Raw genomic sequence first — 23,435 nt, forward strand, 5'->3', positions numbered from 1 at the left:
CCACCTTGGATCTGGCTTCGTGGATCCGGGCCGTCGGTTGGGCCGTGCCCACGGACGTGGCTGTTTCCTGAGCCGCCCGCCGCCGGTCGGGCGGCGAGCGTTCAGACCAGACTTCACTTGTTGCGGGCGTGGCTGTCGCCGCCGATCGGCTCAAGACACGAGGGAACGGCGTGACGGGACTTCGTCACGGAGCGGTCATCGTGAAGCGTTTGACGGTCACGGATCCGCCCAGCGCCTGGGTGGCGTAGTTGAACATCGCGAACCGGTAGCCGGGAAAGAACTGCCAGGCGTTGTTGAGCGTGAATCCGGGGCCGAGCCGGGTGAAGTTCGTCCCGTCCGTGCTGTAGGAGAAGGTGGCCTGCCGCCCTGAGCCGGGCCGGACGTCGGCCTGGGCCCGCAGCCAGATCCGTCCGCCCGAGACCGCCGCCCCGGCCTGTTCGGCGCCGGTGCCGGTGGTGCCCCAGCTGCTGTTCATGGTGAGCCCGTTGGTCATCACGACCCGGGTCTGGCCGTTGTCCCGCCGTACACCGATCCAGGCCGACGAGTCGCGCAGCATGGCCAGACCGGAACGGTCGCCGTCGCGCATCGTGCTGTAGTCGAGCTCGACAGTGGCCGTCGAGGCCGGACCCTGCACGCGGTGGGTCAGCGTGTTGCGGGCGTTGTAGAGGTCGTTGGTGACGGTCGCCGTCTGCAGCTGCAACCCGTTGGTCAGCGACCACCTGGAGTTGTCCGGGTTGTGGTTCCACTCCCACCGCGGCCCGAGGGTGGAGCCGGTGAAGGTCTCGTTCGGCAGCATCGACTGCACGGTCCGCGCGGTGGTGATGTTCGGCTTGGGGTAGGTCGTGCCCCAGGCGCCGTTGACGGTTTGCAGGACGGGCCAGCCGTCCGAGCTCCAGCTGATCGGGGCCAGGGCCGGCACCCGTCCGCCGGGGAACGCGTCGACGAAGGACATGTAGTACCAGTCGCCGTTCTGCGTCTGCACGAGTCCGCCCTGGTGCGGCACGCCACCGCCGGAGATCGGGCCCGGCAGGTTCAGCAGCACCTGCCTCATCTCGTACGGGCCGAAGGGACTGCTCGACCGCAGCACGTACTGACCGTTGGCCGGGCGGGTGAGCCAGATGTAGTAGTAGCCGTTGCGCTTGTAGAACCGGGCGCCTTCGAGCGTGCCGACGCTGGACGGGGTTTGGAACACCTGCTGGGAACGCACCTGACTGGTCCCGTCGGCCGACAGCTGGGCCACGTTGATGGTCGTGTTGCCGTACGCGACGTACATGGTGTCGTTGTCGTCGATCAGCAGCCCGGCGTCGTAGTAGCAGTTGTTGATCCGAGCTTTCTTCTGCCAGGTGCCGTCGACCGCGGAGGCGGTGTAGACGTAGGTGCGGTTGTACTCGATGCAGCCGATCCAGTAGTACGTGCTGGTGCTGCGCCGGTACTGCATGGTCGAGGCGAAGACCCCCTTGACGTACGCCCGGGAGCCGCTCAGGTCGTAGGCCGCGGAGTCGAAGTCGAGCCGGGGCACCGAGTGACCCGCGTACTCCCAGTTGACCAGGTCGTACGAGCGCAGGATGGGCGCACCGGGCGAGTAGTGCATGTTCGAGGCCGACCAGTAGTAGGCGTCCCCGACCCGGATGATGTCGCCGTCGGCGAAGTCCTGCCAGACCACGGGGTTGGTGAAGGTGCCGGACGGCGGGTTGGTCGTGCCGCCGCCGACCCGCACGAGCTGCCACTGCTGGTTGCCGCCGCCCCAGTCGTCGTACTGCACGACGTTCGCGCCGTCGGTGGTGGCGGCGTTCTGCACCTCGACCGCCTTGCTGCTGTGCCGGGCGATCAGGCGGACGTAGCCGCCGTCGGAGTCGGCCAGGCGGAACTGCTGGTTGGTCGCGTTGTTGTCGGTCCACTGGTTGACGGCCGCGCCGTTGGCGGTGGAGGCCCCCGCCACGTCGAGCACCTTGCCGGAGTGGCGCGACTTGAGGCGGTAGAAGCCGCCACCGGAGTCGACGAACTGCCACTGCTGCTGGTTGCCGTCGTTGCGGGCCCACTGGGTGATCCGCGCGCCGTCGGCAGTGGACAGGTTGTAGACGTCGAGGGCCTTGCCGCTCGTCCGGTTGACCAGCACGTACCAGGCCGAGGTGTCCACCGTCGCCGCTTCGGCGGCGGGCGCGCTCAGCAGCACCGCGGCGCCGGTGAGCAGAACCGCGACGAGGGCGGTCAGTCGAAGTCGCATGGCAAGCTCCTGTGAGCGTTCACATAGTGGATTACGCCAAGGTTGCCAGAATGTGACCGGCTCCTCAAGGCATCGAAGTTGACAGATTCCTGGACTGACTCGGAGGCCGATCCGTAACACTTTTTCGGGACCTTCTTCGCCCCTTGCCAGCAGCGACGCCAGACGGTTATACCTGTGAACGCTAACTGCTCGTCCGTGCGGAACATCGGCCCGCCCTCTCGCGAAATCCCGGCCCCGAGCCGGCACGCCGGCATGGCTGATCGATGCGGCCGAGCCGAGCACCGGCGGGCATCGGGGTGCGGCAACACCCTCGGTCCGCGCCGATCCGGGAGGCGCCGCGCCGGGACCCGCGGAGAAATCGGTCAATGACGTCCATCAATTCCGATCATGTTTTCCAGCTCGCCGGGAAAGGCGCGCGGAGCGGAAATAACTACTGGTTTTCATAAGGAGGAGAAATGACTCGACAGGCACTGGCCCGGGGATGGGTCGTCGTGTTCGCGGTGGTGGCAATCGTCATGGCGGTGGGAGCCGCTGTGTTGCGGCCGCCGCCGGCTCAGGCGCTGGAGAACGGCGTCGCCCGGACCCCACCGATGGGCTGGAACACGTGGAACACGTTCGGTTGCAACATCAACGAGACGCTGATCAAGCAGACGGCGGACGCGCTGGTCAGCAACGGGATGCGCGACCTGGGTTATCAGTACGTCGTCGTCGACGACTGCTGGTTCGACCCCAACCGCGACAGCAGCGGCAACCTGCAGGCCAACGCGTCCCGGTTCCCGTCCGGCATGCGCGCGCTCGGTGACTACCTGCACGCCCGCGGGCTGAAGTTCGGCATCTATCAGGTGCCCGGCGCTCGCACCTGCGCGCAGAGCGTCGGCACCTACCCTGGCTCGACCGGCAGCCGGGGCCACGAGGTGCAGGACGCCAACCAGTTCGCCGCGTGGGGCGTCGACTTCCTGAAGTACGACTGGTGCGACGGCAGCGGCACCATCAACGACCAGGTCGCCACGTTCGCCAAGATGCGCGACGCGCTGCGCGCCACGGGCCGGCCCATCGTGTTCAGCATCAACTCGAACAGCTTCCACTGCTGCACCGGCCCCCAGCGCAACTGGGGCGACGTGGCCAACATGTGGCGCACCACGGAGGACATCACCAACCGGTGGGACACCGGCAACACCAACGGCTATCCGATGGGTGTCAAGAACATCATCGACATCACCGTTCCCCTGGCCGGGTACGCCGGGCCGGGCGGCTTCACCGACCCCGACATGATGGTGGTCGGCCGAGGCGGGATGACCGACACGGAGATGCGCACGCACTTCGCGATGTGGGCAGTCATGGCGTCCCCGCTGATCGCCGGCAACGACGTCCGGTCCATGGACAGCGCCACGTCCACGATCCTCAAGAACAGCCGGCTGATCGCCATCAACCAGGACACCCTGGGCCGGCAAGGCGCCCAGGTGGCCAACGACGGCGGCCGCCGCGTGCTGGCCAAGCCGCTGGCCGGCGGAGATGTCGCCGTCGCGCTCTACAACCCCGGCTCCAGCGCCGCCACGATGACCACCAGCGCGGCCGCCATCGGCAAGAGCGGCAGCTCCTTCACCCTCACCGATGCCTGGACCGGCGCCGTGACCACCACTTCGGGGGCGATCAGCGCTTCCGTCCCCGCGCACGGCACCGTGGTCTACCGGGTCAGCGGCGGTGGCACCGCCACCCCCTCCTCGGGCGCGCTGGTCAGCTCGTCCTCCGGGCGCTGCCTGGACGTCCCGCAGAGCAACACCGCCAACGGCACCCAGCCGGTCATCTGGGACTGCGGCACCGCGGCCAACCAACGATGGACGGTCTCCGGTCAGACTCTGCAGGCCCTCGGCAAGTGCCTCGACGCGCCGCTGAACGCCGGGGCCGGCGCCAAGGCGCAGATCTGGGACTGCAACGGCGGCGCCAATCAGCAATGGACCTTCCAGGCCGACGGCGCCATCCGCAACAACCAGTCCGGGCTGTGCCTGGATGTCGATCGGAACCTGACCGCGAACGGCACCCTGGTTCTGCTGTGGACCTGCAACGGCGCCGCCAACCAGAAATGGACGCGCCGCTGATCCCGGACCCGGTTCCGGGCAGACGGTGACCATCGGGACCCTAACCCCGGTTCAGGTCACTCGTCACGGCCGATTCACCCGAACAGATGAGAGATAACTGCATCGAGAGCATCCGATTCACCGGATCGATGCCGGACGTCATTCGCACCTTGGTCACGCCTCTCGGCCCGCCTACAGTGAATGACTTCCCCACCGACCGGACAGTGCCGCATTGCCGAATTCAAGGATGCTCATGGTCGCCATTTTTTATCTCATCGCCGCGATCGCGGTGCTGAGCGCGATCGTTTTGGCCGCCTGGGCGGGCCGGCGTTCCGCGGGCCGCCCGGGCGCGCTTCTCGCCCCGGCCGCCGACGAGGCGTCCACGCTCACCGAGACCCGGTCCGCGCTGGCCGCGGCCCGCACCGAGGTCGAGCAGCTGACCGAGCGGCTTCGGCAGGTGCAGACGACCGAGCCCGTACGGGCGCCGGCTGCGCCCGCCGACGGCCGGCACGTCGAGGTGTTCGTCAACCTGTCCCGGCGGCTGCAATCACTGGTGCACCGCGAGATCAAGCTGCTCGACGGGCTGGAGCACGAGGTCGAGGACCCCGACCTGCTCAAGGGCCTGTTCCAGGTCGACCACCTGGCGACCCGGATCCGGCGGCACGCGGAGAACCTGGCGGTACTGGGCGGGTCGGTGTCCCGGCGGCAGTGGAGCCGTCCGGTCGCGCTGACCGAGGTGCTGCGCTCAGCGGTGGCCGAGGTCGAGCACTACTCGCGGGTCAAGCTGGTGCCGCCGATCGAGGGGACCCTGCCCGGGCATGCCGTCGCCAGTGTCATCCACCTGATCGCCGAGCTGATCGAGAACGCGACGATGTTCGCGCCGCCGCACACCCAGGTGCTGCTGCGGGCGCAGCCGGTCGCGGCCGGGATGGCGATCGAGGTCGAGGACCGTGGTCTCGGCATGCAGCGCGCCGACCTCGACCGGGTCAACCAGTTGCTGGTCCACCCCGACGACACCAACCTCGACGACCTGCTGCGGGACGGGCGGATCGGGCTCTACGTGGTGGCGATGATCGCCCGGCAGCACGGGATCGTCGTGCAGTTGCAGACCAATATCTACGGTGGCACCCAGGCCGTGGTCATCCTGCCGCCACTGCTGCTCGGCACGGCTCTGGAGGCCGCTCCCGAGGCGTCACGGCCGAGCCTGCCCCAGCCGCCGGAGCGGCTGGAGGCGGCGCACCGGCCCCCTCTCGAGCGCAGAATTCCTCAGCAGCACCGGTTCCCCGTACGGGAGAACCGGCCGTCCCGGGTGGACGCGCCGAGTCACACCGAAGAACCCACCGAGATTCTTCCGCGCTCGGTCCGCCCGGCCGCCCCCTCGGTTGCCGTTTCCGTCGAGACCGGATCCCCTTCCTTCGCGGGCCGCGGTCCCGACGCGGCCGGCCGAGTCGTCGGAGCGGAGCAGCAACCGCAAGCCACGCCGTCGCGGCCTCCGCTGCCGCGCCGCCGCCGGCAGACCCACATGGCGCCGCAACTGCAGCTGGGACCGCCGCGCCCGGTGACCGATCCGGCCGGCGAGCACGCGCCGGGCCTGATGGCCTCGTTCATGAGCGGCGTCTCGCAGGGCGAAGCCGACCGGCCCGGCCCCGACAGTCATGGCTGACCAACGGCTCCCGATCGCAGAAAGGCCCGACCCTCATGTCGCGCACCGAATCCCCCCGTACGTCCCAGGACCTGGTCTGGTTGTTGTCGAGTCTGGTCGACCGGGTCCCGGACACCACCAGCGCGCTGCTCCTGTCGTCCGACGGGCTGCGCAAGGCCGCCCACGGGCTCGACGACGACGGCGCGGACCACTTGGCCGCTGTCGCGTCGGGACTGTTCTCCCTGGCCCGCAGCGCCGGCACCCGGTTCGGGGGCAGCGACAGCGTCCGGCAGGTGGTGGCCGAACTGGAGGAGGCACTGTTGTTCGTCTCGGCGGCCGGCTCCGGGGCGGTGCTGGCCGTCGTGGCGGGTAAAGGCGCCGATCCGGGCGTCCTCGGTTACGAGATGGCTCAGCTGGTCAAGAGCGTAAGGCCGTACCTGTCGACCCCGGCGCGGCACGATTCCGAGTTCCTGAGCGTTCGCGGCCAGTGAGTGTGCTGGACACCGGCGAGCACTGGTTCGACGACGCCGCGGGACGGCTCATCCGGCCGTACACGATCAGCAACGGCCGCACCGAGCCGACCACTCGGATGGAACTGCTGTCGATGGTGATCGCCACGGGCCGTCAGCCGCACGGTCAGCTGGGCCCGGAGCACGCCCAGGCACTGCGCCTGTGCGGCAGTGTGACCACCGTGGCCGAGGTCGCGGCCCGGCTCCGGCTCCCCGCGGTCGTCACCAAGATCCTTCTCTCCGACCTGGTGGACTGGGGCGTGGTGGACACCCACGCCCCGGACCCGATGGCCGATCTCACCGATCTGACGGTACTGGAGACCATCCTCAATGCCCTTGAACGACGGATCTGACGGGTTCCCGTCCGCGCTCAAGCTGCTGATCGCGGGTGGCTTCGGCGTGGGCAAGACGACCTTCGTCGGCGCGGTCAGCGAGATAGAGCCGCTGCACACCGAGGAACTGCTGACGACCGCCGGCGTGGGCACGGACAGGCTGACCGGCGTCGAGGGCAAGTGCACAACCACCGTCGCGATGGACTTCGGCCGGATCACGATCAGCCGGGACCACGTGCTCTACCTGTTCGGCACGCCCGGCCAGGAGCGTTTCTGGTTCATGTGGGACGAGTTGTCCAGCGGCGCCATGGGTGCGGTCGTGCTGGCCGACACCCGGCGGCTGGAGGACTGCTTTCCCGCCGTCGACTTCTTCGAGTCGCGGGGCATCGGGTTTCTCATCGCCGTCAACGAGTTCGACCCGGCCTGCCGGTACGAGTCGGACGACGTGCGCAGCGCCCTCGACCTGAAGCCGGACACGCCGATCGTGCTGTGTGACGCGCGTGATCAGCGCTCCGCCACCGGCGTGCTCATCAACCTGATCCATCACCTCCTGGCCCAGCGGGCCTGCCGATGATCGAACGGAGCCCCGGCATGATCTATGACCTCTCCGGACACCACCTCCTCACCCCGGCCGACCCGGAGATTCCGGCCCGCATGCGCCGGTTGACCGAGCTCGGCCTGGGCGACGACGCGAATCCGCACCTGGACGAGTTCGCGCAGCGGGTCGGCGACATCACCAAGGCACCGCTGGCCATGGTGAACTTCATCCAGCAGGACCGTCAGTTCCTGGGTGGCCTGTACACCGGCGCCACCGTTCCCGCGGCTCTGCGGGCCGGGCTGGCCGGCCGCACGTTCTCGCGGGCGCACGGGTACTGCCCGCACGTCGTGGTGCGGCGCAAGGCACTGGTGCTCGACGACGTCTGCGACTATCCACGATTCGCCGGCAACCCGGTGGTGGACGAGATCGGCATCCGGTCGTATCTGGGCGCGCCGTTGATCGACCGGACCGGTATCGCGCTGGGCACGGTCTGCGTGGTCGACGTCGAGCCGCGACCCTGGGGCCGGCCCGGGCTCGAAACCATCAAATCGCTCGCCGCGGAACTGGTGTCGCACATTCAGGCCCGTGAGGGCCGCGACTGAAGAAAGACCTTTTCGCTTCTCCGTTCCGGGGCAAAAGGGTCCGCCTTCTGCAAGTTGCAGGAATCGGCGACGAACGGCCGCCCACACCACGCGCCCCTTACTTCGGGTGACGATACGACCCCGTTGAGGAACCGAGGGCTTCGTTGTAGAGTTCGGTCGGGACAGAGACCGACGTACGCCCGACCACCGATTCGGCCGCCGCCCGGGTGCACCATTCCGGCGATCCCTCACGCCTGAGGCAGCGTCCGCACCGGCATGCGATATTCAACCCGGCCGCACCGAAGCACGCCCACCGCCGGTGAATATCGAATTCCCCCAGGAGCGCATTTTGGAAACCAGAGCCTATCACCCGGACACTGTTTTCCATACGTCAGCCGCGGGTCGACCGGAACCATCATCGACGAATGATATGCTGGTCTTCCTGCGCACGTACGCCCAGAATTTCCTCAATTCTCGGCTCATGGACGAGCGCCGTTCTCTGCCCCCGGCAATGATATCCGATTTCGCCGACGCCGGCCTTTTGGGCCTGCAGATCCCACAAGCGCTCGGCGGGCAAAGCCTGTCGCACACGGACACGAACCGGGTTTTCACCCAGCTCGGCGCCATCGACGCCAACCTCGCCATCTTCTGCGCGGTTCACAACACCCTCGGGATAGCACCTATCCTGCTTTCGGCGACCGAGGACGTCAAAGGCCAGGTGCTGCCGCGCCTGGCCGCAGGACAAGCGCTGACCACCAGCGCGATCAGCGAACCGGCGGTCGGCTCGCACGTCCGGGGCATGACCACAAGCGCGATCCGGCACGCCGACGGCTCCTACACGATCAATGGCGCCAAGAAGTGGATATCGCTGGGCGGGGATGCGCGGTACGTCAACGTCTTCGCCGGGCTTCGCGACGAGCGCGGGCGCCATCTGGGCATCACCGGCTTCCTGGTCGACAGCCGCACACCGGGCTTCGGCATCGGCGCGGAAATGCTCACCCTCGGCCTGCGGGCGGTGCCCCAGTACGATCTCACCTTCAATAACCTTCGGGTGCCCCCGGCCGCATTACTCGGCCTGGAAGGGGACGGCCTGGCCACCGCCAAAGCGGCGTTCATGGGCGGCCGGGCGGTGTTGGCGGCGATGGTGATGGGCGCGGCCATGCGGTCGCTGGAGCTGGCTCAGAGATTCACCAAAGGGCGAGCGGTGGCCACCGGTTCGCTGGCCGAGAACGGTCGCATACGGGAGGTGCTGGCCGGGGCCGGCGCCGCCGTCCAAGCAGTCGAGACGCTGACTTCGCATATCGCGAGCGGGCGCGACGACGGCCGGGACGTGCCCGACGCCTGGTATTTCTGCGCAAAGATACTCGGGTGCGAGCTGGGCTGGAATGCTATCGACACGGCATTGCAAGTATTGGGCGCCCGCGGCTTTCTCGACACCAACACCGTCGGTCAGCACTTTCGCGATTACCGGCTGTTCCGGATATTCGAGGGCTCGACCGAGGCCCTCTCGGTTTATCTGGGCACAACATTGACCCGGCATCCCGACTCCTTTGCGAAACTGGTCCGCCGGACCCACCCGTCGGCACCGGTCCTGCATCTGATCGACCAGGTCGCGCAGATCGCCGCCGACCGCCCCGACGAGGCCGCCGCCCGGCACATTCATGCGGCGCTCGTCGGGGAACTGGCCTGCTGGGCCCTGCTGACGATGCTGACCGGCGAGGCCGCGCACCGCTCGGCGATGCACGCGTATACCGCCTCGTGGACCGAGCACCAGCTCCAGCGCCGTCTGCACCGGGCCTACGGCCCGCACCGGCACCTGCCCACCCGGGCCGAGTTCGACGACCACGTCGCCGACTACGCCCAGGTCATCGGCGACATCGACCAGCGGCGCTGGCCGGCCGAGGAGTGGCGACCCGACCCCCTCCTGCGATGACCGAGCGCACCGAGTCACCGTTCTCAGACGCGGTACGTCGACACCGTCGTCTGCAGGTCTGCGGCTGTGCGGGCCAGTTCGGCGGCCGTCTGCTGAGTCTCGGACGCGCCTGAGGTGACCTGCTGGGCGGCCAGAGCCACCCCGGCAATCGTGCCGGCGATGTTCGACGAACCCTCGGCGGCCTGCCCGACACTGCGGGCGATCTCGGCTGTGGTGGCGGTCTGTTCCTCCACGGCGGCGGCGATCGTGGTGGCGTAGTTGTTGATCGTGCCGATCACTTCGGCGATGTCCTGGATCGCGGCGACCGCGTTACCGGTCTCGGCCTGGATCGCGGACACCTGCGCGGTGATCTGCTGCGTGGCGCGCGCGGTCTCCTGGGCCAGATCCTTGACCTCGGAGGCGACCACCGCGAAACCCTTGCCCGCTTCCCCGGCCCGGGCCGCCTCGATGGTGGCGTTCAACGCCAGCAGGTTGGTCTGCTCGGCGATCGAGGTGATCACGGCGACGACGCTGCCGATCTGAGCGGAGGCCGCACCGAGCCGGGCCACGCTGGTGTTGGTCGACTCGGCCGTACGGGCAGCTTCGGACGCGACGCCGGCCGCCTCGTTGGCACTGGTGGAGATCTCGCGGATCGACAGCCCCATCTGCTCCGCGCCCGCCGACACCGCGTGCACCCCGTCCGAGACCGTGTCGGCCGAGGCGGACACCGTGGCCACCTGGGCCGAAGTCCGCTCGGCCGAGGCCGACAACTGGCTCGAGACCGACGTCAGCTGCTCGGACGCCGACGCCAGCAACTCGGAGCTGGAGGACACCCGGCCCACGGTGGCGGCCATGGCCGCGGCGGTCTCGTTGACCGCCTCCGCCATCTGGCCCACCTCGTCCGCCGAATGGACCTGGACGCGTACGGTGAGGTCACCGCGGCCGAGCCGGGCGAGCGCGTGCATGCATCGCGCCAGGGGCCGCACGATCAGCCGGGTGATCCCGACGGCCAGCCCCACGCCGATCAGCGTGCCCCCGACCAGCAGCGCGATCACCCACCACTTGGTGGCCTGGTAGCGGCTCTCCGCGGCGGCCTGCTGATCAGCTGCGGCCTGCACCGTCGAGTCCGCCAGCGCGCTCAGGTGGATCCGTACGGCATCTTGCGCGGTGGCCAGCACCCCCTTGCGCGCTGTCTGCAACCGGCGTGCGTCCCCGGCGGCCACCAGCGGCAGCACCTGGTCCGTCAAAGTGGCTTCGTACGCGGTCCAGTCTTGCCGGAACGTGGCCAGCGCGGCGGCGGCCACAGCGGGCAGCGGAAACGTCTGGTGGGCGTCGGTGTACTGGCTGACCTGGTTCTCGGCGGTTTCCAGAGCCGATCGGGCCTGCGTCCGGCCGGCCGTGTCGGGCGCGAGCAGATAGTCGTCGGCGGCCAGCCACACCCGGTTGACCGCCGACCGCAGATTACCGACGTTGTCGAGCTCCTGGCTCTGCCGATAGCCGTCCTTGACGTCGGCGTTCGTGGCGCCGAGGCTGCTCAGCGCCAGCAGCCCGTCCGCGACGCTGATCAGCACCACCAGCAGAACAGCCAGCATGATCTTCGTACCGACCCGCCTGTCGGTCAGCAGTCGCAGCACACGATCTCCCGAGTTCTCACTGCTCTCGCCGGTCACGGAGGCGGTCACGGCCGCCCTCGATACAGCAAAACATCCGTCCGGTACCGGCGAGGGCAAGATGCGCGACAGCTACCTCGAAACGAGGCGCAGGGGTACGGCGGCTGGCGTCGTTGAGCGGTCGGTCGACCGGTGCCGCGCAATCAGGCGTGGCCGGCCCCGGCGTAGCGGTTCTTGGCGGCGTACATGGCCGTACCGGCGTCCTGGAGGATCGAGCCCGCGGTGGCGCCGGGCCGGTTCACGGCGATGCCGACGCCGGCCGACACCGCCGCAGGCGGCTCATCGGGCAGCTCGACGGGTTGCTGCGCCACGCCCTCCGGCGCCGGGCAGACGTCCGGCGGCGGCCTGAGCCGCGATCCGGGCAAAATCGTCCGGGCTCGAACTCGTCTGAGCGCCGACCGCATACGACAGGCCGGTCAAGGTGTTGCCGTACTCGGTGCCCGATCAGAACGAGAACCCGACCGCCGCCGGCGACGAGTTTTGCTCCGGCTGGTGTAGCCCCCGGATTCCCGGGGTAGCCCGGGCCGGGCCGACAGGTGGCGTCGGTAGCGGGCCCCCGACAGAGGTGATCGGCGCAGGGAGGCCGCTGGTGGTGAGACGCCTCTTCGGTGACGTCACCAAGGCATGCCGGTGGCTGCGTCGCGTGCGCTGGGTCGATCGCCTGGTCCGGGCCGGGGTCCGGTACGACGAAGCCGACGGCGGCCGGTTGTCCGCCGCGGTGACGTACTACGCCTTCTTCGCGACGTTCGCCCTGCAGCTGGTGGCGTTCGCCGTCTTCGGTCCCGTCCTGGACGACTCATCGGTAGTCCGTTCCATTCAGCAGTACGTCGCGCACGATCTGCCCACCATGGATGTGCAGGCGCTGCGTCATGCCCGGGCCACCGCCGGGGTCATCGCCTTCGTCGGTCTGCCGGTGACCGGATGGTTCTGGGTCGACGCGCTGCGTTCGTCGATCCGCCGGATCTGGCGGCTGCCCGAGTACCCCGGCGCCTTGGCGGTCCGGGTGCTGATCGACCTGGGAGTGCTGACCGGGCTCGGGGTACTCCTGACGGGTTCGCTCTGGGTGGCGTACGTGACCAGCGCGGCCGCGAACCGGGTGGCCGATGCGTCGGACGCCGGCGCCGTCTTGTCGCATCGGTGGCTCACCGCGTTCGGGTTCCTGGTGGGCGTGGTGGTGAATACGGTGCTGGCCTGCGGCGCCTTGACCGCGTTGCCACGGGTACGGATGTCGTGGCGCCGCTTGCTCGGGCCGGCGCTGCTGGTGGGGGTCGGCACGGAGCTGCTCAAGACGATCGGTGGCGTGTACGTGCGACTCACCGAGGCCAATCCCGTCTATCAGCTGGTCGCGGGTGCGGTCGGGCTGCTGGTCTTCCTCAACGCGATCAATCAGATGCTGTTGTTCGCGGCCGCGCTCACGGCGACCAGCGCCGCCGGCCGGTCCGCCGACCTCGCCGAGCCGGGTGCCGGTCCACTGCCCGGTGCCGATGAAGAGGGTGGGAGGTATCGCCCGGCCTGATTCAGGCGCTTGTTTTCGCGTCCACCTCGAGGGCGACGATGTCGGTGCGTAGCCAGGTCTCGTAGTAGTCGAAGGCGACCTGCGCCTTGTTCCACGTGATGGAGCGGATGCGCAGCAGGGGTGTTCCCTCGGCCACCTCGAGGTGGCCGGCCACCACTCGGTCGGCGGCCACGGCGTGAACCACCCGCTTGGCCCGGGCCGCTACGTAGCCGGCCTCCTGCAGCGCCGCGGTCAGCGACGACGACCCGTCGCGGACCCCGGTGGCCGCGGCGACCACCGGAGCCACCGCGGGCGGCGTCCAGTTGACGCTGAACAGGGCCAATGTCCCGTCGACCGTACGGATGCGCTCGAGGACGAAGCCGGTGGCGCCGCGGGGTATCCGCAGGGCGGCCGCCGCCTCGTCCGGGATCTCCTGCTCGCCGGACGCCACCACCCGGGTGCTCACGCGGGGGTTGGAGTGCCCTATGCCGTTCTCGAGGAAGCCCCCGAGCCCTTCGATCAGCCAGCCTTGCGGGGTATCCGGGGTGGACACGAAGTAGCCGCGGCGAGCCACCCGGTGCGCGTGCCCGTTGGCCTCGAGCAGGTCCAGGGCCTGGCGGACGGTGGCGCGGGAGAGGTTGAACGTCCGGTGCAGTTCGCTTTCGCCGGGCAGCCGATCGCCCGGGGCGAGCTCGCCGCGACGGATGTCGTCGAGCAGGACGTCATACAGTTGTTCGTAGTACGGCACCGGCGAAGCGCGCTCGATGCTCTTCATCCGTGCCCCCTGGCCCCGATTGTCGGCTCATTGTACGGACTGTGCGGACACATTCCGCAAGAGGCCTTCACCGGTAGCCCAGAACCTCCCGCGCCGCCCAGTGCTGCTCCATGATCACCTTGGCCGGGGTCGCCGGCGGAACCTCGCGCACGCTGGGCGACCAGTCCGCGAAGTCGCCTGTGAGGGCGGCCGCGGCCTGCTTGGCCGCACCGATGGCCACGTACTCGCCGGGTTCGGGGACGAGCACCGGGACGTCGACGATCTGGGTCAGCACCTGCTGCACGGCCGGGCTCTTGGCCGCACCGCCGATCAGGAACAGGCGGTCGATGGCCACCTTGCACGCGCGGGAGGCTTCGACGAGCACCACCTGGCTGGCCAGCATGCCCTCGATCGCGGCCCGGGCCAGGTTGGCCCGGCTGCTGTTCTGCAGGGTGAGGCCGTGCAGCGAGGCCTTGGCGGCCGGCAGGTCCGGGGTGCGCTCGCCCTCGAAATACGGCAACAGGGTGACTCCTCCGGCCCCGGCCGGGGCGGTCAGGGCCAACCGGGACAGTTCGCCGTAGTCACAGCCGAGGATGGCGATCGCGGCCTCCAGGTCACGGGCCGCATTGAGCGTCGCCGCCAGCGGCAAGTGGCCACCCGTGGCGTCGGCGTAGCTGCAGACCACCCCGGAATAGTCGTGGACCGGGGACTGGCTGCGGCTGTAGACCACTCCCGAGGTGCCGAGCGACATCACCGCGTCGCCGACCGCCAGCTCCAGGGCCAGCGCGGCCGCGGCGTTGTCCCCGCTGCCGGCACCGATCGCGATTCCGGCCGGGATTCCGGGGATCCCCTCAGCGGTGACCCCCGCCCGGTCCTTCGGGCCGAGCACCCGGGGTACGAGGGCGGCCCGGCCCAGGGCGTGCTCGAGCAGTTCAGGGCAGTAGTCCTCGGTTTCGCCGGACCAGTAGCCCGTACCGCTCGCCTCGGAACGATCGGTGACGAGCCGGTCGAAGTCGGCCCGGCCGGCCCCGAAGCCCATCAGCCGCCAGGTGAGCCAGTCGTGGACCACCGCGACCGCGGCCGTTCGCCCGGCACCGGCCGGATCGGTGTCGCGCAGCCAGCGCAGCTTCACCACCGTGTCGGACAGGGTGATGGGCAGACCGGTGCGCCGGATCCATTCGCTGAAGCCGAGTTCGTTGTTGAGGGCGACCATGTGGGGGTGTGAGCTGGTCTCGTTCCAGAGCGGTGAGTCGCGGACGACCTCGCCGTGCGCGCTCAGAAACACCGGGGTGTGCTGTTGCCCGCCCACCGACAGGGCCGAGACGTCGTCCAGGCCACCGGCCCTGCGCACGGCCAGCAACAGCGCCTGCCACCAGTGCTCGGGGTCGACGATCTTCTCAGACGGGTGGGGCGCGCTGCCGGCTCGCAGCAGGGCGCCGGTCTCGAGGTCGAACACCTTGACCTTGCAGCTCTGGGTGGACGAATCGATGCCGGCCACCAGCGGCCGGGTCACCATGTCAACGCGCCGAGGCTCTGGATCGTGGGCTGGATGCCCTGGTGCCACTCCTCGAGGTCGCGGTGGCGCTTCGGGTCCGCTTCGACCACCGTCGGCCGGCAGGCGGCCCAGTCGGTACGCTCGGCCGAAGCCAGCGCCTGGGCACCGCGCGAGACCACCTCGGGAAACTTGGAGACGCTCAGGTCGGCGCCGAGCACGTCGGCCTTGAGGTGCAGCCACAACCGGTTCTCGCTGGCCGGCCCGATCACCTTGGTGACGCTGGTGCCGGCCCGGAACAGCTCGACGACCTTGCGGAACTGGATCGCCAGCCCGAGGAAGCAGCCGAACACGATGTCCTCGGCGCTGACGTCGCTGCTGAGGTTGGCGATCACCCCACGTGCGGTGGACGACTTCTCCGGCGGCGGGCTGCCCCGGAACCGGGGCACGACGATCGGGATCGCCGAGAGGTTGATGCCGCCGGAGAGATAGCGCTCGCTCAGCGCGGACACGCACGTCTCGAGCATGGATTCGGACATCCCCAGCATCCGTTGCAGGGTCGCGAAGGCCGAGCCGCCGGTGGGTATCGAGGCGAACAGGGTGTAGGCCGAGGCGTCGCACGCAATACCGTTGGCCAGCATTGCCTTGTACGAGTTCTCGTCGAGGCTGGGCGCGTCGCGCAGCAGCAGCACGCCCTCGGTGGTGCCGGTCGAGTTGAGGATCTCACCGGGTCGCAGGTCGGCCCCCACGGCACCGACCATGTGGTCGTGCCCGACGACGTGCACGGTCACCTCGGTCGGCAGCCCCACCCGCTGGGCGAAGTCAGCGGTGAGACGCCGGCCCTGGCGCGCGCTGCACAGCTCGGGCAGCACCTCAGGGTCGACGCCGACCATCTCGCACATGGACTTCGACCAGACCCGTTCGCGCAGGTCCAGGGCCATGGTGCGGCTGGCCAGGGAGAGTTCGGCCCAGCGCTCGCCGGTCATGACGGCGGCCACGAACTCGGACACATTGAGCCATTTGAGGCCGGCGGCGCGGTGTTCCAGGTGCTCGACGGCCCAAGCGATCTTGGAGAGCGAGTAGTTGGCGTTCACGGGCAGGCCGGTCAGGCGGTAGGCCCGCTCGCGGTCCTCGCGGCCGAGCCGCTCGATCAGCGCCGCTCCGCGCTGGTCATGCCACAGGATCATCGGCGAGCGGAGCTGAAGGTCCGGCCCGACCAGTCCTCCGGACTCCCCCACACCGGCGATCGCGACGCGCTCGACGGAGCGCCGGTGCCCCTCGTCCAGGTTCTTGAGAAAGCGAACGATCAGGGCCAGAAGAGTGTCCACGTCGTAGACGACACCCCAGGCGTCGGTCGTATTAGGGGTGAGCTGCTTCTCCGAGGCGAGCTGGTTGCCCCGCGCGTCGAAGTAGCCCAGCTTGATCCGGGTCGTCCCGATGTCGATGGTGACGGTCGCCTTCATGTCTCGGATCATGACTGGGCGACAGGGCTGCCGAGGCGGGGATTGAAGGACCGGATGCGCTGCTCGACCACGTCGGAGATGGCCTGCACCGACGCCGTCGACACCCGGATGAGCGAGTACTCGTGGGGGTTGGCCACGTAGGCCTCGCCGAAGGTGCGGATCATGGCGTTCCGCAGGTCGCTGGCCACGTTGACCTTGACCACGTCGTAGTCGCTCAGCACGCCGAGCTGGTCGGCACCAAGCCCCGACCCGCCGTGGATGACCAGCGGGACGGAGCCGGCCTCCTGGATGCGACGCAACAGGTCCAGGTCGAGACGGGCGTCCGGCGCGTACCCGTGCACGTTGCCGGCCGAGACGGCCAGCAGGTCGCAGCCGACAGCCTCGACGAAGTCGGCCACCTCGGCGGGATCGGTCGTGAATTCCCGCTCGGGCCCGTGGTCGTCCTCCTTGCCGCCGATGCTGCCCAGCTCGACCTCGAGCGCGATCCCGGGCGGGCAGAGCGCTCGCGCCTCGGCCGACAGCTTGACGTTCTGGTCGTACGGGTGCCCGGAGGCGTCCATCATGATCGACGTGAAGCCGGCGGCCAGGGCCGCCCGGACGTCGTCCAGGGTCCGGCCGTGGTCCAGGTGGAGCGCGACGGGCACGTCGGTGCCCGCGACGCGGCGGCTCACCATGTCGTAGATGTACTCGTAGCCCGAGAGCACCGCGTTCGTGGGCGCGACCTGGATGAACGTGGGGACGCCGGTCTTCTCGACGGCCTGCACGATGCCCATCGTCGTCTCGAGGTTGGTGGTGTTGAAGGCGCCGGCCACCAGCCCTCTCGACGCGCACTCCCGGATGACTTCCTGCCCACTGACCAAACTCATGGCACTCCCGCCCGAGAATTTGTACGTACAAGACGTACAAGACGTATGAGCGGGACTGTACGTCCCCTTAGCCGGAGGGAGCAAGGGGGACGCCGTTTGACCGGGGTGAAATCCCTACTTGACTTGCCAGAAATTTGACGCATACAGTCCAGTCATTCGAGACAGTACGTGTTGTACGTACAAGATGTCCCGCACTGGAGGTGGCGATGAGCGGATCAGGCGTCGAGGCCGCCATCGACCGCGTCTCGTCGATTCCCTACTACAACCAGCTGGCGGACCGGATCCGCGACCGGATCTCGGCCGGCACCATCGCGGTCGGCGAGCGGCTGCCCAGCGAGGGAGAGCTGGCCACGAGCTGGAATCTCTCCCGGGCCACGGTGCGCGAGGCACTGCGCCTGCTGGAGGAGCACGGGTGGGTCAGCCGGATCGCCCGGCGCGGCGCCTTCGCCACCATGCCACCGCAACGGGGCTGGCTGCTGCACGGCCGGGAGGGATTCTTCGAGAACGAGAGCCGGCGGCACCGGGTCACCACGGCGGTCCTGCGGGCCGAGCAGACCGAGCTGCCCCGCTTCGCGGCCGAAGCCTTGCAGCTGCCGCCCGGCAGTGCGGGTTACGTTCTGGAGCGGGTGCGGGCGCTCGACGGCAACATCGCCCTTTACTCGATCAACTATCTGCCGTCCCGGATCGGCCGGCTGGTCGCGCTGTCCGACGTGCCGACCGGCACCGGTTCCCTCAACGCCACGATGCACCAGGCCGGCTACGACGTCGCGGGAGCCTCCCGCACCGTCGAGGCCGTCACCGCTGACGGCACGCTCGCCCAGCGGCTGGACGTGCCCACCGGCGCACCGCTTCTGAAGATCAAGTCGACGTCCTGGAACTCCGACCTCGTGGTCTTCGATCATCACGAGGTCTGGGTCCGCAGCGACGTCGTTCATGTCGAGATCCAGGTCGGCGCCCCGGCGCCGGCGCATCACCCGTCGCCGGCCCCCGAGTTCGGCCGCATCGCCAGTCCCTGATTCCCGCTGACCGCTCTCCCCCGCCCACGGCGCTGTCGTCGCGGGCCGATCATCCGCGCCTTGTTCCCGGAAGGACATCAATGTCCCGTCGTAGATATGTCGCCACCGCGCTGGTCGCCGTGGCCTCGCTCGCCGCCGCGTCGGCCTGCTCGGACCCCACAGCCGAGCCGGGCGCGTCCGGCGGCAACACCACGATCACCGTTGCGCTCGCCGCGAACCCGCAGATGAAGACCGCCGAGACACTGATTGCGGACTTCGAGCAGAAGAACCCTGGCATCAAGGTCAAGTTCACCACCCTGCCGGAGAACGACCTGCGGCCGGCCGTCACCAAGGACGTCGCGACCAAGGCCGGCCAGTACGACGTGGCCATGATCGGCAGCTACGAGGTGCCGATCTGGGCCAAGAACAAGTGGATCGCGCCGCTCGACGACTACGTCGCCAAGGACACCGCCTGGGACTCGGCCGACGTGCTGCAGCCGATCAAGGACATCGTCTCGGCCGACGGCAAGCTGTACGGCGCCCCGTTCTACGGCTCCTCGTCGTTCCTGTTCTACCGCAAGGATCTGGCGGCCAAGGCCGGCGTCACCATTCCCGAAAAGCCGACCTGGGACCAGGTCGCGGCGGCCGCGGCCAAAATGGACGACAAGGCCGGCGGCGTCTCGGGCATCTGCCTGCGTGGCCTGCCCGGCTGGGGCCAGAACCTGGCCTCGTTGACCACGGTCATCAACACCTTCGGCGGCCGCTGGTTCGACGAGCAGTGGAACCCGCAGCTCACCTCGCCCGAGACCACGGCCGCGGTCAAGTTCTACGTCGACCTGCTGCGCGCCCACGGTCAGCCCGACGCGGCCAAGGACGGCTGGGAGGGCTGCCTGCAGCAGATCACCCAGGGCAAGACGGCGATGTGGTACGACGACACGGTCTTCGCCGGCTCGGCCCTCGACCAGGCCACCCCCCAGGTCAAGGAGAACCTCGGCTTCGCCCTGGCCCCGGTGAACAAGACCGACGCCTCGGGCTGGCTGTGGTCGTGGGGCCTGGCCATCACCGAGTCGAGCAAGAACAAGGACGCCGCCTGGAAGTTCATCTCGTGGGCGACCAGTAAGGACTACATCAAGCTGGCCGGTGAGAAGGCGGGCTGGGACGCGATCCCGCCCGGCTCGCGCACCTCGACCTACGCCCTGCCCGAATATCAGAAGGCCGCGTCGTCGTACGCCGATCTGACCATCAAGTCGATCGACGCCGCGAACCCGAACAAGCCGACCGTGCAGCCGGTCCCGTACACCGGCGTGCAGTACGTCCAGATCGCCGAGTTCACCGACATCGGCGACTACGTGTCGCAGCAGGTGGCGGGCGCGATCAGCGGCACCCAGACGGTGGAGCAGGCCCTGCAGAAGAGCCAGACCTACACCGAGGGCGTCGTCAAGAAGGCCGGCTACCTCAAGTAGCACCGAGCGCGGCGCCGCCCCGGGCGGCGCCGCTCTCACCCTGAAGAGAGGTTTCATGACCACCATCGCGCCACCAGCGCCCAAGACGTCGAGTCGGCGCGATTCGTGGAGCCGCCGCGCGCCGCTTCTCCCCGCGCTGATCATCACCCTGCTGCTGACCCAGGTCCCGTTCGTCATGACGATCTGGTACTCGCTGCAGAACTGGAACCTGCTGAATCCGGGCCGGCGCAGTTTCGCCGGCCTTGACAACTACCAGCAGACCTTCACCGACAGCGTGTTCTGGCAGTCGCTCGGCAACACCGCGGTCCTGACCGTCGGCGCCACTGTCGCCAGCATGGTGGTCGGGCTCGTGCTGGCCGTCCTGCTGCAGAAGAAGTTCCCCGGCCGCGGCATCGCCCGCACGCTGGCGATCACCCCGTTCTTCGTCATGCCGGTCGCGGCCGCCCTGTTCTGGCGCAGCGCCATCTTCGACCCGTCGTTCGGGCTGCTGGGCTGGCTCACCGACGCCGTCGGCCTGCCCCGGGTCAACTGGCTCAGCGAGCAGTCGATGCTGTCGATCATCATGATCTCGTCCTGGCGCTGGACGCCGTTCGCGATGCTGGTGCTCCTGGCCGGGCTCCAGGCCCTGCCCGAGGACCAGCTGGAGGCGGCGCGCGTCGACGGGGCCACCTGGTGGCAGCAGTTCCGCGGCGTGATGCTGCCCCACCTGCGCCCGTTCCTCGAACTGACCGCGCTGCTGCTGAGCATGAACCTCATCCAGACCTTCGGCGAGATCGCGCTGCTCACCGCGGGCGGTCCCGCGTTCGGCACCACCAACATCACCTATTACGTGTACCTGCGCGCGTTCCAGTCCTTCGACTACGGTCTCGCCTCGGCGTACGGACTGGTGGCCCTGGTCCTCACCATCGCGCTCGCACTGCCGGCCTTGCGCCTGCTCTCGGGCATCTTCCAGCAGGAGGGCCGGCGATGACCGTCACCACCTCGCCCCAGACCCAGCCCGTCGCCGAGCAGCCCGCGGCCGAGATCCCGCGCCGCAAGCGGCATCGCACCAAGGACACGGCGAGCTGGCCGGTGGCCGTGCTCGGCTGGCTGGGCTCGCTCATCCTGTTCTCACCGGTCGCCTACATGCTGCTCAAGAGCTTCCAGACGGAGACCGACGCCGCCTCCCCCGTACCCAAGCTGATCTTCAAGCCGACCTTCGAGCACTATCCCGAGGTGTTCGGCCAGGGCTTCTGGGCGTACGCGGGCAACTCGATCGCCATCGCCGTGATCTCGACCGTCGTGGTGTTGCTGCTGGCGATCCCGGCGGCCTACGCGCTCGCCGTCCGGCCGGTCCGCAAGGCCCAGGACTCGCTGTTCTTCTTCATCAGCACCAAGATGATGCCGGTCGCCGCGGCCATCATCCCGGTGTACATCGTGGCGCAGCAGCTCGGCCTGCTCAACACGGTCACCGTGCTGATCATCATGCATCTGGGCATGAACCTGCCCCTGGCGATCTGGATGATCCGCTCGTTCTTGCAGGAAGTGCCGGGCGAGGTGCTCGAGGCGGCGGCCATGGACGGTGCCGGCCGGTTGCGGGCCATGCGCAGCATCGTGCTGCCGCTGATCCGGCCGGGCCTGTGGTCGACCGCCCTGCTGTGCTGCGTCTTCTCCTGGAACGAGTACTTCTACGCGGTCAACCTGACCACCACGACGTCCAGCCTGCCGCTGTTCATGCAGAAGTTCCTGTCGTTCGGCGAGCTCTACACCGCCCAGGTGGCCGCGGTCGCCACGGTGGTCAGTGTTCCCGTCGTCATCCTCGGCTGGATCTGCCAGCGGAGCCTCGTCCGTGGTCTGTTGTTCGGAGCGGTGAAGTGATGCGTGCGATCGTGTTGGACGGCCGGAACGGCGTCGAGTTGTCCACCCGCCCCGAGCCCACGCCCGGACCGGGGCAGGTGGTCGTCGCCCCGGCCGCGGTCGGCATCTGCGGCACCGACCTGCACCTGGTCGACGGCAGCTACGCCACCGGCCGCTACTCGGTCGTCCCCGGCCACGAGTTCGCCGGCACGGTCACCGCGGTCGGCTCCGGCGTCACCGGCCTGGCCGAGGGAGACCTGGTCGGGGTCGACCCCAACGTGCCCTGCGGCGAGTGCCGCTGGTGCCGGGTCAAGGCGGTCAACCTCTGCGTACGGCTCGAACCGGTCGGCGTCACCCGCGACGGCGCCTGCGCCGACCGGGTCCTGGTGCCCGCGCGGGTCACCTACCGGCTCCCGGCCGGTGTGGACGCCACCGCCGGCGCTCTGGTCGAACCCCTGGCCTGTGTGCTGCACGCCCTCGACCGCGCTCCCACGGTCACCGATCGCGACGTGCTCATCTACGGCGCCGGATCCATCGGCCTGCTGATGGCGGCCATGCTGCGGCAGCGTGGCGCCGGCCGCATCCAGATCGTCGAGCCGCACGAGGTCCGCCGCGACGCGGCCCTGCGCCTGGGGGCCGACGCCGCCGCGGCCGGCTCGGCGGACCTCGACCTCCGCGACGGCGCGGAGCTCGTCATCGAGGCCAGCGGCCACCCGGCGGCCATCACCGACGCGCTGGACCGGATCGCCGTGCGCGGCACCCTGGTCCAGATGGGTGTCACCGCCCCGGACACCACGGTGCCGCTGCACCCGTTCGAGGTTTTCGAGAAAGAGATCACCGTGCTCGGCTCGAACAGCCTGGCCGACTGCTATCCGGCCGCCGCCGAGCAGATGGCCGGCCTGACGGCGACGCTGCGGCCGCTGGTCACCCATACCTTCCCCCTCGAGTCCTACGCCGAGGCACTGGCCGCAGCGGCCTCCCCCGAGGCGCTCAAGGTGCACGTCATGGTGCAGTAAAGCGCCGGTTCGCGGAACGTGCCGAGACAACCCGCTCAGGGCTGCCGGCGGCGAAGCGCCCGCGTCAGTGCTGTGGCCAGCCCCGCGGCGGCCACGGCACCGCATCCGAGCAGCCACCAGCGCCACCGGGACCCGGAACCGGCCGGGTCGGCGGCCTTCGCGGCCGGCGGCGGGGGCGTCTGCGCGGACCGGGCGCGCACCGCGACGGTCGACTCGCTGGTGTAGGGCGCCGGCGCGCGGACCGTCACCCGCCAATCGCCAGGGGTCAGGATCGGGCCGCTGAGATAGAAGCCCTGCCCCTCCCCCGCCGGTTCGAGCTGGATCGGGCCGACCCTCTGCCCGCCGGCGGCGGTCGCGCTGACCACGAGCCGCACCATGTCCTCGAGCTGGTGCCCATCGGCGTGCTCGGCCTGCACCGTGATGCCGGTGGCGCCGTCCCCGGCCACCTCCAGCTTCAGCTTTCCCTCGTGAGCCCACGCCGGCGTGGCCACCGGCACGAACGCCAGCATCAGTCCGGCGGTGAGAGCGATACCCGTACGACGCATCGGAATCCTTTCCTGTCGGCCCGCAAG

21 protein-coding genes are annotated in these 23,435 nt (G+C 69.2%); 13 read left to right on the forward strand and 8 right to left on the reverse strand.

Going from position 1 to position 23,435, the window contains the following annotated elements:
* Positions 1–184: 184 nt before the first annotated feature.
* A complete protein-coding gene (locus BKA14_RS17385; RefSeq protein ID WP_184951980.1) occupies positions 185–2,224 on the reverse strand; it encodes a family 43 glycosylhydrolase in 2,040 nt (679 codons plus the stop codon).
* Between the two features lie 455 nt (positions 2,225–2,679).
* On the opposite strand from BKA14_RS17385, the gene BKA14_RS17390 reads away from it, so the two are divergent.
* From BKA14_RS17390 to BKA14_RS17420, 7 genes are all read left to right on the forward strand, one after another.
* A complete protein-coding gene (locus BKA14_RS17390) occupies positions 2,680–4,320 on the forward strand; it encodes a glycoside hydrolase family 27 protein (protein WP_184951982.1) in 1,641 nt (546 codons plus the stop codon).
* 232 nt (positions 4,321–4,552) lie between these two features.
* On the forward strand, positions 4,553–5,962 hold the full coding sequence (locus BKA14_RS17395; protein ID WP_184951983.1) for a sensor histidine kinase: 1,410 nt from the start codon (positions 4,553–4,555) through the stop codon (positions 5,960–5,962).
* A 35-nt stretch (positions 5,963–5,997) separates the two neighbouring features.
* Complete coding sequence (locus BKA14_RS17400; RefSeq protein WP_184951985.1) at positions 5,998–6,432, forward strand: roadblock/LC7 domain-containing protein; 435 nt, start codon at positions 5,998–6,000, stop codon at positions 6,430–6,432.
* Complete coding sequence (locus BKA14_RS17405; RefSeq protein WP_184951987.1) at positions 6,429–6,803, forward strand: DUF742 domain-containing protein; 375 nt, start codon at positions 6,429–6,431, stop codon at positions 6,801–6,803. Before BKA14_RS17400 ends, BKA14_RS17405 begins: the two co-directional genes overlap by 4 nt.
* Positions 6,781–7,356, forward strand: coding sequence for a GTP-binding protein (locus tag BKA14_RS17410; protein WP_184951988.1), 576 nt, complete (start codon positions 6,781–6,783; stop codon positions 7,354–7,356). The genes BKA14_RS17405 and BKA14_RS17410 overlap by 23 nt, the downstream gene beginning before the upstream one ends.
* A gap of 17 nt (positions 7,357–7,373) precedes the next feature.
* Entirely contained in the window at positions 7,374–7,922 is a 549-nt protein-coding gene (locus BKA14_RS17415) for a GAF domain-containing protein (RefSeq protein ID WP_184951989.1), read from the forward strand.
* 409 nt (positions 7,923–8,331) lie between these two features.
* Complete coding sequence (locus BKA14_RS17420; RefSeq protein WP_184951990.1) at positions 8,332–9,834, forward strand: acyl-CoA dehydrogenase family protein; 1,503 nt, start codon at positions 8,332–8,334, stop codon at positions 9,832–9,834.
* A 23-nt stretch (positions 9,835–9,857) separates the two neighbouring features.
* On the opposite strand, the gene BKA14_RS17425 is transcribed toward BKA14_RS17420, so the two are convergent.
* The gene (locus tag BKA14_RS17425) at positions 9,858–11,495 is read right to left on the reverse strand and encodes a methyl-accepting chemotaxis protein (RefSeq protein WP_239093635.1); all 1,638 of its coding nucleotides are present in this window, start codon (positions 11,493–11,495) and stop codon (positions 9,858–9,860) included.
* Positions 11,496–11,626: 131 nt separating this feature from the next.
* Complete coding sequence (locus BKA14_RS17430) at positions 11,627–11,794, reverse strand: hypothetical protein (protein WP_184951991.1); 168 nt, start codon at positions 11,792–11,794, stop codon at positions 11,627–11,629.
* 278 nt (positions 11,795–12,072) lie between these two features.
* Here BKA14_RS17430 and BKA14_RS17435 point away from each other — a divergent pair, with 278 nt between their 5' ends.
* Complete coding sequence (locus tag BKA14_RS17435; protein ID WP_239093637.1) at positions 12,073–12,999, forward strand: YihY/virulence factor BrkB family protein; 927 nt, start codon at positions 12,073–12,075, stop codon at positions 12,997–12,999.
* A 1-nt stretch (position 13,000) separates the two neighbouring features.
* Here BKA14_RS17435 and BKA14_RS17440 read toward each other — a convergent pair whose 3' ends face one another.
* The 4 genes from BKA14_RS17440 to BKA14_RS17455 all read right to left on the reverse strand — a co-directional run bounded on the left by BKA14_RS17440 (position 13,001) and on the right by BKA14_RS17455 (position 17,553).
* Positions 13,001–13,753, reverse strand: a complete 753-nt coding sequence (locus tag BKA14_RS17440) for a GntR family transcriptional regulator (RefSeq protein ID WP_184951992.1) — start codon at positions 13,751–13,753, stop codon at positions 13,001–13,003.
* Between the two features lie 67 nt (positions 13,754–13,820).
* Positions 13,821–15,248, reverse strand: coding sequence for an FGGY family carbohydrate kinase (locus BKA14_RS17445; protein ID WP_184951993.1), 1,428 nt, complete (start codon positions 15,246–15,248; stop codon positions 13,821–13,823).
* On the reverse strand, positions 15,242–16,687 hold the full coding sequence (locus tag BKA14_RS17450) for an FGGY-family carbohydrate kinase (RefSeq protein WP_184951994.1): 1,446 nt from the start codon (positions 16,685–16,687) through the stop codon (positions 15,242–15,244). The genes BKA14_RS17445 and BKA14_RS17450 overlap by 7 nt, the downstream gene beginning before the upstream one ends.
* 8 nt (positions 16,688–16,695) lie before the next feature.
* Entirely contained in the window at positions 16,696–17,553 is an 858-nt protein-coding gene (locus BKA14_RS17455; protein ID WP_184951995.1) for a class II fructose-bisphosphate aldolase, read from the reverse strand.
* Positions 17,554–17,759: 206 nt separating this feature from the next.
* Between BKA14_RS17455 and BKA14_RS17460 the strand changes: the two genes are divergently transcribed.
* From BKA14_RS17460 to BKA14_RS17480, 5 genes are all read left to right on the forward strand, one after another.
* Positions 17,760–18,569, forward strand: coding sequence for a GntR family transcriptional regulator (locus BKA14_RS17460; protein ID WP_184951996.1), 810 nt, complete (start codon positions 17,760–17,762; stop codon positions 18,567–18,569).
* Between the two features lie 80 nt (positions 18,570–18,649).
* Positions 18,650–20,011, forward strand: coding sequence for an ABC transporter substrate-binding protein (locus tag BKA14_RS17465; RefSeq protein WP_184951997.1), 1,362 nt, complete (start codon positions 18,650–18,652; stop codon positions 20,009–20,011).
* Between the two features lie 55 nt (positions 20,012–20,066).
* Positions 20,067–20,981: a carbohydrate ABC transporter permease gene (locus tag BKA14_RS17470; protein WP_184951998.1), complete on the forward strand. Its 915-nt coding sequence runs from the start codon at positions 20,067–20,069 to the stop codon at positions 20,979–20,981.
* Positions 20,978–21,868 carry a carbohydrate ABC transporter permease gene (locus BKA14_RS17475; RefSeq protein ID WP_184951999.1) on the forward strand — a complete coding sequence of 297 codons (891 nt, stop codon included), beginning with the start codon at positions 20,978–20,980 and terminating at the stop codon, positions 21,866–21,868. The genes BKA14_RS17470 and BKA14_RS17475 overlap by 4 nt, the downstream gene beginning before the upstream one ends.
* Positions 21,868–22,863, forward strand: a complete 996-nt coding sequence (locus BKA14_RS17480) for an alcohol dehydrogenase catalytic domain-containing protein (protein ID WP_184952000.1) — start codon at positions 21,868–21,870, stop codon at positions 22,861–22,863. The genes BKA14_RS17475 and BKA14_RS17480 overlap by 1 nt, the downstream gene beginning before the upstream one ends.
* 35 nt (positions 22,864–22,898) lie before the next feature.
* On the opposite strand, the gene BKA14_RS17485 is transcribed toward BKA14_RS17480, so the two are convergent.
* Complete coding sequence (locus BKA14_RS17485; RefSeq protein ID WP_184952001.1) at positions 22,899–23,408, reverse strand: hypothetical protein; 510 nt, start codon at positions 23,406–23,408, stop codon at positions 22,899–22,901.
* Positions 23,409–23,435 lie beyond the last annotated feature (27 nt).

The sequence above is a fragment of the Paractinoplanes abujensis genome, from assembly GCF_014204895.1.
Taxonomy (GTDB): domain Bacteria; phylum Actinomycetota; class Actinomycetes; order Mycobacteriales; family Micromonosporaceae; genus Actinoplanes; species Actinoplanes abujensis.

Excerpts from the sequence above, each read along its gene's own strand:
- BKA14_RS17475 (WP_184951999.1), top strand. The coding sequence starts at position 20,978 with ATGACCGTCACCACCTCGCCCCAGACCCAGCCCGTCGCCGAGCAGCCC.
- BKA14_RS17460 (WP_184951996.1), top strand. The coding sequence starts at position 17,760 with ATGAGCGGATCAGGCGTCGAGGCCGCCATCGACCGCGTCTCGTCGATT.
- BKA14_RS17480 (WP_184952000.1), top strand. The coding sequence starts at position 21,868 with ATGCGTGCGATCGTGTTGGACGGCCGGAACGGCGTCGAGTTGTCCACC.
- BKA14_RS17440 (WP_184951992.1), bottom strand. The coding sequence starts at position 13,753 with ATGAAGAGCATCGAGCGCGCTTCGCCGGTGCCGTACTACGAACAACTG.
- BKA14_RS17390 (WP_184951982.1), top strand. The coding sequence starts at position 2,680 with ATGACTCGACAGGCACTGGCCCGGGGATGGGTCGTCGTGTTCGCGGTG.
- BKA14_RS17415 (WP_184951989.1), top strand. The coding sequence starts at position 7,374 with ATGATCTATGACCTCTCCGGACACCACCTCCTCACCCCGGCCGACCCG.
- BKA14_RS17385 (WP_184951980.1), bottom strand. The coding sequence starts at position 2,224 with ATGCGACTTCGACTGACCGCCCTCGTCGCGGTTCTGCTCACCGGCGCC.
- BKA14_RS17470 (WP_184951998.1), top strand. The coding sequence starts at position 20,067 with ATGACCACCATCGCGCCACCAGCGCCCAAGACGTCGAGTCGGCGCGAT.
- BKA14_RS17485 (WP_184952001.1), bottom strand. The coding sequence starts at position 23,408 with ATGCGTCGTACGGGTATCGCTCTCACCGCCGGACTGATGCTGGCGTTC.
- BKA14_RS17445 (WP_184951993.1), bottom strand. The coding sequence starts at position 15,248 with ATGGTGACCCGGCCGCTGGTGGCCGGCATCGATTCGTCCACCCAGAGC.
- BKA14_RS17465 (WP_184951997.1), top strand. The coding sequence starts at position 18,650 with ATGTCCCGTCGTAGATATGTCGCCACCGCGCTGGTCGCCGTGGCCTCG.
- BKA14_RS17420 (WP_184951990.1), top strand. The coding sequence starts at position 8,332 with ATGCTGGTCTTCCTGCGCACGTACGCCCAGAATTTCCTCAATTCTCGG.
- BKA14_RS17410 (WP_184951988.1), top strand. The coding sequence starts at position 6,781 with ATGCCCTTGAACGACGGATCTGACGGGTTCCCGTCCGCGCTCAAGCTG.
- BKA14_RS17455 (WP_184951995.1), bottom strand. The coding sequence starts at position 17,553 with ATGAGTTTGGTCAGTGGGCAGGAAGTCATCCGGGAGTGCGCGTCGAGA.
- BKA14_RS17400 (WP_184951985.1), top strand. The coding sequence starts at position 5,998 with ATGTCGCGCACCGAATCCCCCCGTACGTCCCAGGACCTGGTCTGGTTG.
- BKA14_RS17395 (WP_184951983.1), top strand. The coding sequence starts at position 4,553 with ATGGTCGCCATTTTTTATCTCATCGCCGCGATCGCGGTGCTGAGCGCG.
- BKA14_RS17450 (WP_184951994.1), bottom strand. The coding sequence starts at position 16,687 with ATGAAGGCGACCGTCACCATCGACATCGGGACGACCCGGATCAAGCTG.